This is a genomic window from Enterococcus sp. AZ194 (assembly GCF_051713825.1).
Lineage (GTDB): Bacteria > Bacillota > Bacilli > Lactobacillales > Enterococcaceae > Enterococcus_K.
The window spans coordinates 1355396-1367912 of the sequence record NZ_JBIOQR010000001.1 but is presented as its reverse complement, the minus strand read 5'-3'; the positions used below and the strand labels follow the sequence as shown (position 1 = coordinate 1367912).

Here is a 12517-nt window from a genome sequence, read left to right as displayed (position 1 = left end):
TTATATAGTCTATCATATAAAAATTTGAATCGAAAAGAAAGTCAAACTTTTTAGTTGATAAAACGACACCTAATATCGCAGCCCTATCTAAATATCCGAGCAAATGAATCAATTAATTAGAGCCCAAAATATGCTCGTGTAGATAAGCCAATAAAAAAAAGCCACCGCACACACTGAATAGTAAAGTGTGTACGACGACTTCATTTTTAGGTAACTTAATTTTAAAGCATATCAAAGAGTGATAATTGGTTTTCATCTGGTAAATCTTTTAATACACCATTTTCATTCATGTACTCAATCAATGTTTTCGAGACCTTCCCACGAGAAGCTAAATCTTCTTTAGATAAGAACGGACCATCTTTTCTTGCTTCAACAATTTGTTTAGCCACGTTAGCTCCTAAACTAGGAACAGCTCGAAATGGTGCAATCAGACGGTCACCGTCAATTACGAAGTTCTCTGCATCTGATTTATATAAGTCAATCATGCCAAAGCTGAAACCACGCTCAATCATTTCATTAGCTAATTCAAGAACCGTTAACAAATTCTTTTCTTTTGTTGAAGCATCTAAGCCTTTATCAGTAATTTCTTTCATTCGTTCTTTGACCGCATCTTTGCCTTTTGACATGGCGACCAAATCAAAGTCATCCGCGCGAACAGAAAAGTATGCACAATAATAAAGGATTGGGAAATATACTTTAAAGTAAGCCACCCGTAAGGCCATCAATACATAAGCAGCCGCATGAGCTTTTGGGAACATGTATTTGATTTTTGAACAAGAGTCAATATACCAATCAGGCACATTATTTTCCTTCATAGCAACAAGATATGTTTCACGTAAGTCATCTGGAATCTTATTCCAAAGTCCTTTACGCACCGTTTCCATAATCTTAAATGCCATCCCACTATCAAGGCCCGCATGAATCAAATAAACCATGATATCATCCCGACAACCAATAACTTCTGCCAGATTAGCTTCTCCACGACGGATAAGCTCTTCTGCATTTCCTAACCAAACATCGGTTCCGTGAGAAAGTCCGGAGATTTGAAGAAGCTCAGCAAAGGTTGATGGATGCGTTTCTTCTAACATCCCTCGAACAAAACGGGTTCCAAATTCAGGAATTCCAAGAGTTCCGGTCTTAGAATAAATCTGATCTTGTTCCACACCCAAGACTTCTGGGCCAGCAAAGATTCTCATGACTTCTGGATCATCAGTTGGGATTGTTTTGGGTTCAATCCCTGACAAATCTTGGAGCATCCGAATAACGGTTGGATCATCGTGCCCAAGAATATCAAGTTTTAAAATATTATCATGAATCGAGTGGAAATCAAAGTGGGTCGTTTTCCACTCAGAGTTTTGATCATCAGCTGGATATTGGATAGGCGAAAAATCATAGACATCCATATAATCGGGGATAACAATAATCCCCCCTGGATGCTGACCAGTCGTTCGTTTTACACCCGTTGCACCTTTGGCTAAACGATCCACTTCAGCAGCTCTGAAATGAAGATTGTTATCACGCTCATACCCTTTAACAAATCCATAGGCCGTCTTGTCAGCGACTGTACCAATCGTTCCCGCCCGAAAGACATACTCTTCACCAAACAGAACTTTGGTGTAGTTATGTGCTTCTGCTTGATAGTCTCCAGAGAAGTTCAAATCAATATCGGGTACTTTATCTCCATGGAAGCCAAGGAAGGTTTCAAACGGAATATCGTGACCGTCTTTAAACAACCGTGCGCCACAATTCGGACATTTTTTCTCTGGCATATCAAATCCTGAACCGTACGAACCATCTTCATAGAATTCAGAATATTGACACTCTGGACAATGGTAGTGAGGGGCAAGTGGGTTAACCTCTGTAATCCCCGTCATCGTTGCGACAAAACTCGAACCAACCGAACCACGAGAACCAACCAAATAACCATCTTCGTTACTCTTATGAACCAACTTTTGCGAAATCAAATAAATAACTGAAAACCCATTTCCGATAATACTGTCTAATTCTTTTTTCAGACGTTTTTCAACTATATCAGGTAGTGGATCACCATAGAGCTCTTTTGCACGGTTGTAACTTAAATCCGTAATCTCTTGTTCAGATCCAGGGATTTTTGGTGTATACAAATCATCCTTGACAGGGATAACCTCTTCACACATATCTGCAATTTTATTCGGGTTAGTAACCACTAACTCCATGGCTAATTCTTCCCCCATAAACTGAAAAGCCGTTAACATCTCATCTGTCGTTCTAAAATGAACGTCAGGCAAGCTATGACGATTTAAAGGATTGGCTCCTCCCATCGAATTAATTAAAATCTTTCGATAAATTGCATCTTCTTCATTCAGATAATGAGCGTTTCCTGTTGCTACGACAATCTTATCAAGCTCTTTACCAATTCTCACTAGATTTTTCATAATATCTTCTAAGTCTTTGTTGTTTTTAACCAGCTCTTGCTCAATCAAAGGTGCATAAACAGCTTTTGGCATAACCTCGATATAGTCGTAAAATTTTGCACGATTCTTTGCTTCCTCTACCCCTTTTTGCATCATAGCTTCAAAAATTTCACCTTTGTCACAAGCAGAACCAATCAATAGACCTTCTCTTAATTTAGTCAGCTGAGATCGAGGAATTCGCGGCACTCGCTCAAAATAATTGACATTAGACATCGAAATAAGTTTGAAAAGATTTTTTAATCCAGCTTGTGTTTGAGCCAGAATAGTCACATGAAACGGTCGTGCTCTCTTATATGAGTCACCTTCTCCGATATGACGGTTTAGCTGATCGTGAAAGAGCATCTCATGATTTTCCATAGCTTCTTTTACGAAAATCCAAGCCAAGTGACCTGTTGCTTCCGCATCAAAAATCGCTCGGTGATGCTGTTCTAGGCTGACACCAAATTTCTTAGATAAGACACCTAATCCAAAACGCTTAAATTGAGGATAAAGATAACGAGCCAATTCAAGTGTATCTATGACTGGATTTGGCGCTTCTGGAATGCCATATTTACTATAGCTTGTATTTAAGAAACCCATATCAAAAGACGCATTATGCGCAACCAAAATATCATCGCCAGTAAACTCTAAAAACATCCGTAGTACTTCTTCTTCTGATTTAGAACCACGAACCATTTCATCTGTGATTCCTGTTAAGCTAACGGTTGTATGTGAAAGTGGATGACCTGGATCAATAAATTCATCAAAGCTCGCTATAACATTTCCTTTGTGCATTTTTACTGCGGCTAATTCAATGATTGTATCGTACACAGCAGACAAACCTGTCGTTTCCACGTCAAATACAATATAGGTGCCGTCATTTAACGAAACATGTGCATCATTATAGGCAATCGGTACGCCATCATCGACCACATTGGCTTCAACTCCATAAAGAATCTTAACCCCTGCTTTTTTTCCAGCGCTATGCGCATCAGGGAAGCCTTGCGCACCTGCATGGTCAGTAATAGCAATTGCTTTATGCCCCCACTTCCCTGCTTGTGCGACAAAATCTGCTACATTATTCGTTGCATCCATCGTACTCATATTACTATGCAAATGTAGCTCTACTCGTTTTTGACCTTCAGGAGCGTAGTCTTTACGCGGCGCATGTTTAACCTCTAATAAATCTTGCGCATTCATAACTAAATCACGCATAAAGGTATCTTCTTGAACACTTCCGCGAACCTTCAACCAGCTTCCTTTAGAAATCGCATCAAAAACCTGTTCATCCTTTTCGCCATTCGAGAATTTTTTGACGATAAATGAGGATGTATAATCCGTAATCTTAACAATCAAAATTTTGCGTTTTGATCGTAATTCACGTACTTCCGTATCGAAGACATATCCTTCAATCGTTACTCGTCGTTCCTCTTCAACAATATTTGCCATAGGGGTAACTGGCTCGTCAGAAGGGATATTTCGCCCTAATTGGATAGGTCCATCTAATGCAGGAGCCTGCTCTCTTTTTTCTTTTCGCTGTTGTTCGTGATTGGCTAGATTCTCAGCCGCTTGTTGCATGAAAGCTAGCTCTTGTTCTTGTTTTCTTTCCTCAAATTGCTGCAAGACTTGTTCAGCCTTTTTCTCATCCATTTCCGCTTCAATATGAAATTTAGAAAATCCATAAGATTGATACAGACCTTCAATCAGTGGAAATGATTGTTGCTTAAGATAAGGAATAACCGCCGCATTATCAACCGACAAAATGATTTTCCGGTCTTTTACTAACGGAACCTGCGTTTTTAAAACTTGTTGTGTTAACGGTGTATCACATTGCTGATTTTGTAACGCAATCGCCCAATAATCTTGTAAAATCTGCTCGTCAAAGTTACCATCTTCTGCAAGAATATTTAGTTTGGTTGCCGCAATGTTCTTAAATGCCAACGCAATTTTTTGCGTAAATGAACGATAAAGTATGGCTGGTAAAATAGTTGGAAACTTAACCGTGAATTCCCACATCTTTGATTGACGATGGACAATTACGTTTTCCAACTCACCCTTTGAAACTAAGGGATTGTTTCGTTCTTCTTCATTTAGTTGAATCTGTTCTACTAATTTTTCAAATAAGTCACGTTTTTCTGACAAGAAACATTACTCCCTTTCTTTTATGGTAAAATATTGGTTAATTTATTTTTATTTTAAAATAAATAGCTTTCCTTCAGCACTATTAAGTATACCGTTTTTTGGCGTGAGTTTCATTAAAACTTTCCTCAAAAATTAAGAAGAACAACAAGTTTCTACCGATTGTTTTAAGGAAACATTTTCCTTGAATCGCTAAAGCTAAACTTTAGGAATCTCATTTCGTCTCTATCGCACTTCGCTTACCATCCCTGCTAGTACTAACTCAAAGGAGGTGAAATGAAACATTTCACTCTTATCGTACTACGCTTACCATCCCACTAAATGGTCATACAAAAGTGGGACTGGCAACTAGTGCTATATAAGGAAGTGAAATGAAACATTTCACTCTTATCGCACCGCGCTTACCATCCCACTAAATGGTCATACAAAAGTGGGACTGGCAAAAAAGATTGATGCTTATTTTTGGCATCAATCTTTTTTGGCTTTTGCTATTTCTAATTACTCTTCTTCAGAATTTCCTAGAATTTCTAGTGTGTTGACGAGTTCTTCTTTTCGGACCTCTAACATCGCACCAGATTTTTTAATTTTCACTTCTACAACACCGTCGACTGCTTTTTTTCCAACCGTAATTCGAATTGGGCATCCGATAAGGTCCGAATCAGCAAATTTTACACCAGCACGTTCGTTTCGATCATCTACCAATACTTCGTAACCTGCTGATGACATGATTTCTTCAACCTCTTCTGAAAGTCTGGTTTGATATTCATCACTGACATTCATCTGAACGACATGAATATCAAAAGGCGCAATGCCATTTGGCCAATGAATCCCTTCCTCATCAGAATTTTGCTCAACGATTGCCGCTAACAAACGACTAACGCCAATGCCGTAACAGCCCATTTTAATATACGTCTCTCGACCATTTTCATCTAAAACAGTGGCATCCATCGCTTGACTATACCGAGTCCCCAATTTGAATATATGACCAATTTCAATTCCCTTGACAAACTCCAATACGCCATTTCCTGATGGAGCAGGATCACCTTCTTGGACAAATCGAATATCTTCAAATAACTCTGGAGAAAAGTCACGACCTAAATTCACTTGCTGATAGTGATAACCGGCTTCATTGGCTCCCACAACAAAGTTTGCCATGTCTTGAACATATAAGTCCGCAATCACTTTGACCTCCTCAGGCACACCGATAGGACCAATTGAACCAAAATCCGCATGGAGATAGGTCTGGGCTTCTAGTTCTGAAGCTCTTTCCAATGTTTCTACACCCATTAAATTTTTTAGCTTAACTTCATTAACTTCGTGGTCTCCACGAACAACTGCTAAGACGGGCTTTTTATCAGCCATAAATAAAATGGATTTGGCAACTCTTTTAGATTCTACCTTAAAAAATTCTGCCACCTCTTCAACAGTCTGAACCTCAGGCGTTGAAACTTTCTCTAATTCCAACATTTTTGCTTGTGCTTTCTTAGGTGTATAAAGGCTTGTGGCCATTTCTAAATTAGCCGCATAGTCTGTCTCGGTAGAATAACAAATGGTATCTTCCCCAATATCAGAAATAGCCATGAATTCTTTGGAATCCTTGCCACCCATCGCACCACCATCGCCAATCACTGCTCGAAAATTCAGACCTGCTCGTTTAAAAATTGCCGAATAAGCCTGTTCAAACTGTTTATAAACGATTGCTAAGCTTTCCTCATCTGAGTGGAAAGAATACGCATCCTTCATGATAAATTCTCTTGTTCTGAGTAATCCAAAACGAGGTCTTTTTTCATCTCTAAACTTCGTTTGTATTTGATACAGTGAAATCGGCAATCGTTTATACGAGTTGATTTCATCTCGAATTAACTCAGTGAAGACTTCTTCATGGGTCGGAGCTAAAATCATCGCTCGCTGATTACGATCCTCCACATGATATAAATTTGGGCCATATGTGTCATAGCGGCCTGACTCCTTCCATAGCTCTGCAGGAAGCAAGGCTGGCATTAACATCTCAATGGCATCTATTTTAGCCAATTCTTCACGAATAATGGCTTTTAATTTCTCTAAAACGCGATTCGCCAATGGTAAATATGAATAGATACCGGCTGATACTTGACGGATAAATCCTCCTCGTAAAAGCATTTGTTGACTCAAATTCTCTGCATCACTTGGAACCTCACGTAATGTAGGAATTAGCATTTTTGATTGTTTCATTCTTTTTCTCCTTTTTATGCACGCGTATCTGTGCATCCCTGTTTATTAGTTCCCCCTAACAAACGTCTAACACATTTATCCATCAAAAAAAGAAGCGCTGGATATCGTTCCATGTAACTAGAACCATCAATACCATCAGTAACCCAAAACCGACGAATGTCAAAATTCCTTCTTTTTCTTGACTCAACGGTTTTCCTCGAACACCCTCAAAGATATTCAAGACTAATTTCCCACCATCCAAAGCTGGGATCGGCAGTAAATTCATAATTCCGAGATTCATTGAAAGCATCGCCATAAAGGCTATAATTGTCGTAATCCCTTCACTCGCTGCCTGTGAGGACATTTGGAACATCATAACCGGTCCTCCCAGTTTATTTAGACTAAACCCCGTCAGTAACGAGCCTAATGCTTTAAAAATTGTCAAAGAGCTATCAAACGCTTGGGTCACCCCACCAAAAATCTTATCTGTTAAACCAGTCTTCATTGGAACAGCAATATCTAGTTTACCGACAGACTGTTTTCCAGATTTTTCCGCTCTTGGTGTCACAGAAATCGAGAATTCTTCACCCTTTCGATCAATGATAAAGTCTAACTCCTTCTCTGGATTTTCAGAGATGACTGTTGCAAGTTCATTCCAATCAGTGATTTTTTCGCCATTGATTGAAACAACTTTATCCTCTTTTTTTAGACCAGCTTTTTCAGCGACACCATTTGGCTGAATTTCTCCAAGCTGATTCGTATTGGTCACCGAGACTCCACCACGCATAAAAGCTAAAATAATGAATAAGACGATCGCTAAAATAAAATTATTCATCGGACCGGCAAAATTAGTTAGCATCCGTTGCCATAGCTTAGCAGATTGAAATTGAACATCTCGTGGTGCAATCCGGACTTCCGTTCCATCTGCTTCAATAATTGTCGCTTCATGCAAGACAGGATAGGTCATCGCTTCTGATTCATCTCCATTGACAAAACCAGAGATCGTTAATTCATCTTCTAGATCATGACGAACCAGCTCCATTGGAATACTATTGGTCAACTGAACCTTCTTACTTGTATTAATTTTTGTAACAACACCCTCTTCATTCAGCTCAACTGAAAGAGGCATTCCTGGTGAAAGCTCTGTTTCCTCTTCGCCCATCCCTGCCATTCGAACATACCCACCAATTGGCAGCAGTCGTAAGGTGTAGGTCGTTCCATCTTTGGCTTGGTGTGCCACAATTTTTGGTCCCATGCCAATTGCAAACTCGCGAACTAATATACCTGATCGCTTGGCAAAAAAGAAATGACCAAATTCATGGACAATCACTAAGACACCAAAAACAATAATAAACGTTATAATTGTCTTCATCTATTTCCCTTCCTTTTCTCTAAAAATTCTTTTCTCGAAGTATTCACGTATGGAATGAATTTTCTAAAATTATTATATAAAACACCACTCATTTTATCATAACTACTACTAAATCGCCAAATTCTTCTATTTAGTCCCCACTTTTAATAAAAAAGACGACTGAAACATCTGTCATTTTTGACTAATGTCCCAGTCCCCTCGATTCAAAGATAAATAGTGTTAAACGTTTTTTCCCTCTTCTAATTTAAAATACGCCTAAAATGTGCATTACCGGGAAAACAAATAATAAACTATCAAAACGATCCAAAATGCCGCCGTGTCCAGGCAAAATCGTGCCTGAGTCTTTAACGCCATAGTGACGTTTAATTGAAGATTCGACTAAATCGCCAAATTGACCAACAATTGAAAAAACAATTGTTAAAAGAACCATGACAACTGCACTATAAGAAAAGAAATCTGCTTTTGGATAGATGAACAAGTAAATAGCGGCAACAACCACCGCACTGATAATTCCACCAAGTGCGCCTTCAATGGTTTTATTGGGTGAGACTTCCGGCCAAAGCTTTCTTTGTCCATATTTTCGCCCTACCATATACGCACCAATATCGGTTGCCCAAACCACAAACAAGGCAAACAATAGTACTTCAAATCCAGCCATTCGCGCATTCACGAAATTTTGGAAACCTACTCCTACATACAAACTAACAATGACAGGAAAGCCTGCTTCATCAATTGAATAGGTATTTTTTGAAAATACGCAAATGCCCAAAATAATTAATACAATCAAATAATATAACAAAAAGCTATCCGTTTTATCCGGCAAGAAAGGGAGCAAATCGTTCACAGGTAAAACCAAAATAATAGCGCCCAGGGAAGCCAAGACTCCTTCCAAACTGGCAATCGTTAATCCCTTCATCCGAAACAGCTCATATACGCCTACAACAGCTAATACCGCCGCTGAAAGTTGTAAAACTAACCCGCCTATCCAAATAATCGGAATAAATATAATGAGTGCCACCACTGCTGTAATCACTCGTTGTCTCAATGTAGTTCCTCCTCTTATGTCGTCTCTTTTAATCCACCAAAACGACGATTCCTATTCTGAAACGAAGCAATTGCCGTTTCCAGTAAGTTCGGTGTAAAATCAGGCCACAAAGCATTCGTAAAAAATAATTCACTATACGCAATCTGCCATAACAAAAAGTTGCTTATTCTTTCCTCACCACTAGTTCGAATGACTAATTCTGGGTCTCTCAAATCACCAGGTAAAAAGTTAGTCATTAGGTGATTGGCAATTGTTTCTTCCGTAATTTCTTGTGCATCCAACTGATTTTCTTCGACTTCTTTGGCAATTTCTTGTACGGCCGTCACGATTTCTGCTCGACTTCCATAGTTTAAAGCAAAGTTTAAAATCATTCCAGTGTTATCCTTCGTTTGTTGAATGGCATCTGCCACTGCTTTTTGCGTATGCTCTGGCAACAGCTTCTTGTAGCCCATCACTTGGACCTTGACGTTTTCCTCAATCAGCTCTGGCACAAACACGTCGAAAAAATCTACAGGCAACTGCATCAAAAAATTGACTTCATCACTCGGTCGTTTCCAATTTTCCGTTGAAAAAGCATAGAGTGTCAGCACTTTTATCCCAAGTCTTGATGCATGCTTAGTAATCCGCTTAACAGTCTCCATTCCTTCTTTATGACCGGCAACTCTTGGCAGCCTACGATTCTGCGCCCAACGACCGTTTCCATCCATTATTACTGCAATATGTTTAGGAATTGACCCATTCTCATCAAATAGGAATTCTGCTTCTTCTGGTACATACTTATTTTTTTGCGGAAAAAAACGTAACATTCTTTTTTCCTCCCCTTTAGAATTCAAGCTATCTTGAATATTATAACAATAAGTTTTTTCATTTCCTATGTATTTTTGATATTTTTTTTGATTGTTTACCACATCTTAAAGATTCACACGATATATATTTGTATATTACTCGCTACTCCTAAAAAAACTATCGGTGGATAGCTCGCTCGAATAAACCAAAATACTTTGTTTTATCCAATGCTAGCCCATCTGCCGATAGTTTTTTTATTCATTTACATACTTTTATTTTTTGTCTGCAGTTTCATTTATTTGCTTATCTGCTGGCGACTCATCCGATGGTGATTGATTGTCTCCATTGTTTGTTGGCGTCTCAACAGGTTTTATATTTCCCTTGCTTATACCAATGTAGATATGTGCATCTATAGGGATAAACTCACTGTAACGACTCATTTCCACCACAGTTCCCTTGCTTTCAGATGAATCGACATAATACACTTCGTAAGTGATAGATGCACCTTTTGATTCAAATTCATCATAGAAGGTTTTCTGTAAATCTCCTTCAACCGTTTGGCCTCTCAAATCTTTTAGATAGGGTTGCCCTTCAGAATAAAGAACTTTAACACTTGGCAGAACATCGCCGTCATTAAATTCTTTTCCAGCCTCTACTGATTGGCTGATGAATCGGCCATAAGGAACATTTGTCGTGAAAATACTACGAATCTGAGCTGTTATTTTTGTTTGAAGCTGACCTGCCTCTTCAACGGTATATTGAGAGTAATCTGGAACAACGATTGCTTGACCTTTTGAAACTTTTATCTTCAACGTATCGTTTTTGGCTATTTTTGTTCCTTTAGCCGTTTCTTGAGAAATGACTTTTTCTGGTTCAACCGTATCAGAGAAGACAGAAGCTGCATCTAATTTGATACCATTTTTAGTTGCCCATTCTTGAACTTCTGTTTTCATTTTCCCTTTAAAGTCAGGTACCTCAATATTCTTCTCAAAAACTTCTTTCCCTTTTGAGTAGTAAACCTGTAACTTATCTTTTCGTGCATATTCAGCAGGATCAAGATCTTTATTGCCAAATTGCGATTTGATAAAGACCCCTTTCTCAATCTTGTCGTTATATTCCTCAATGATTGAGACATTTTCGGCTTTATTCTCAGCAATCCAGTTACGTGCAGCCTCTACAGAAAAATCTTTAAACTCAGGCAAAGCAACTTTTTGATCTGGATCCGGTCCCAAACTGGCAGTAATTACTAGTTCCTTGCCTTTTTTGATTTTTTTATCTTTTGCTACACTCTGCTTGATAATCACGTTTGGCTCAGCATCAAAATCATAGACTTGATCAACCTTTAGCTTTACATCATTTTCAGTAACCCAAGTTCTCGCTTCAGATAAATCTTTTTTTACAAATTCAGGCACTTTGACATGTGTCAGCTGATAATAGACACCAAACAAAACCGCACAAGCGACTATTGCTATTCCGCCAATGATTCCGTATTTTTTAATTTGTTTCTTTTTATAGTCAGGATCTATTTCGGTTTCTTCCTCTTGGAACCGACTACGAGTCATTTCTTCATGAGCCTCAGTTGGAGTCTCGTTCTTCGTCTCTTCAGGAGAAGATTCCGTACCTAGTGTTTCTTCATCTACTGGATTGGACTGAGTGCTTCTAAAACGCTCCGTGGATGCTTCTGTCGTTTCTTTTTTCTCAGCTTCAGGTTGACTATTACGTGATATCTCTTCAGGCTTTGCCGTTTTTTCTCTAGGTTTAGAGAGTTCTTGATCTGGCTGCTTTGGAGCATCCGCTACCTTTTTTGAAGGAGTTTCTGTTTTCTTTGTCTTTTTTTGTTCTTCACTGTATTTATCACTAGTGAAATTCGATAAAAAATCACTCATGTTTTAACACACCTTTATGAAGATAATACGGTTCATCTGATTGTTTAGCAATTTCATTGGAGTGAGTAACAACAATTACACACTTGCCATGTTCTTCTGCTAAACGTTTGAAAATATCAACAATCTCTTGTTCCATCTCTTCATCTAAGTTTCCAGTTGGCTCATCGGCTAAGATAATGTCAACATTCGTAGCAAGTGCTCGAGCAATTGCGACACGCTGTTGCTCCCCACCTGATAACTGATTCACTAGACGATCTGCTTTTGCTTTTGTAATCCCGATATAATCAAGTAAGTTATAAGCGACCTCGCGATGGTTTTCAGGTAATTCATTATCTGTAATTGACATTGCCACTAACACATTCTCAACGGCAGTTAGATAAGGAACCAAGTTATAACTTTGGAAAATAATACTGATATCATTGCGACGAAACTTCTCGTAACCAATCTTTTTGATATCTTTGCCTTCTAACAATATTTCTCCCTCTTTTGGCTCATCTAAAGCACTAATCAAAGAAAGAAAAGTCGTTTTTCCTGACCCAGATTGACCTAAAATTGTATAGAATTTCCCTTTTTCAAAAGAGATATTTGTATCTTTAAGAATAAAACGGCGTTGATCGCCATCCTGATAAAAATAACTTAAATTTTTCGTTTCTAAAAGCGCCATGTG

At 38.6% G+C, this 12517-nt stretch carries 7 protein-coding genes; all 7 read right to left on the bottom strand.

Annotated elements, in window-relative coordinates; translation table 11 throughout:
- Nucleotides 1-221: 221 nt before the first annotated feature.
- The gene (locus IGI37_RS06540) at nucleotides 222-4574 is read right to left on the bottom strand and encodes a PolC-type DNA polymerase III (RefSeq protein WP_438760663.1); all 4353 of its coding nucleotides are present in this window, start codon (nucleotides 4572-4574) and stop codon (nucleotides 222-224) included.
- A 495-nt stretch (nucleotides 4575-5069) separates the two neighbouring features.
- Nucleotides 5070-6782: a proline--tRNA ligase gene (locus tag IGI37_RS06535; protein WP_438760661.1), complete on the bottom strand. Its 1713-nt coding sequence runs from the start codon at nucleotides 6780-6782 to the stop codon at nucleotides 5070-5072.
- A gap of 82 nt (nucleotides 6783-6864) precedes the next feature.
- Nucleotides 6865-8133 carry an RIP metalloprotease RseP gene (gene rseP, locus IGI37_RS06530; protein WP_438760659.1) on the bottom strand — a complete coding sequence of 423 codons (1269 nt, stop codon included), beginning with the start codon at nucleotides 8131-8133 and terminating at the stop codon, nucleotides 6865-6867.
- 244 nt (nucleotides 8134-8377) lie between these two features.
- Entirely contained in the window at nucleotides 8378-9178 is an 801-nt protein-coding gene (locus tag IGI37_RS06525) for a phosphatidate cytidylyltransferase (RefSeq protein WP_438760657.1), read from the bottom strand.
- 14 nt (nucleotides 9179-9192) lie between these two features.
- Nucleotides 9193-9984: an isoprenyl transferase gene (locus IGI37_RS06520; protein ID WP_438760655.1), complete on the bottom strand. Its 792-nt coding sequence runs from the start codon at nucleotides 9982-9984 to the stop codon at nucleotides 9193-9195.
- Nucleotides 9985-10236: 252 nt separating this feature from the next.
- Nucleotides 10237-11850 (bottom strand): PASTA domain-containing protein, encoded by a 1614-nt coding sequence (locus tag IGI37_RS06515; protein ID WP_438760653.1) that lies wholly within the window; start codon nucleotides 11848-11850, stop codon nucleotides 10237-10239.
- Nucleotides 11843-12514 carry an ABC transporter ATP-binding protein gene (locus IGI37_RS06510; RefSeq protein WP_438760651.1) on the bottom strand — a complete coding sequence of 224 codons (672 nt, stop codon included), beginning with the start codon at nucleotides 12512-12514 and terminating at the stop codon, nucleotides 11843-11845. The genes IGI37_RS06515 and IGI37_RS06510 overlap by 8 nt, the downstream gene beginning before the upstream one ends.
- Between the last annotated feature and the right edge of the window lie 3 nt (nucleotides 12515-12517).

What these genes read in the sequence shown, in the direction of transcription:
- IGI37_RS06535 (WP_438760661.1), bottom strand. Translation starts at nt 6,782, where the DNA reads ATGAAACAATCAAAAATGCTAATTCCTACATTACGTGAGGTTCCAAGT.
- rseP (WP_438760659.1), bottom strand. Translation starts at nt 8,133, where the DNA reads ATGAAGACAATTATAACGTTTATTATTGTTTTTGGTGTCTTAGTGATT.
- IGI37_RS06520 (WP_438760655.1), bottom strand. Translation starts at nt 9,984, where the DNA reads ATGTTACGTTTTTTTCCGCAAAAAAATAAGTATGTACCAGAAGAAGCA.
- IGI37_RS06515 (WP_438760653.1), bottom strand. Translation starts at nt 11,850, where the DNA reads ATGAGTGATTTTTTATCGAATTTCACTAGTGATAAATACAGTGAAGAA.
- IGI37_RS06510 (WP_438760651.1), bottom strand. Translation starts at nt 12,514, where the DNA reads ATGGCGCTTTTAGAAACGAAAAATTTAAGTTATTTTTATCAGGATGGC.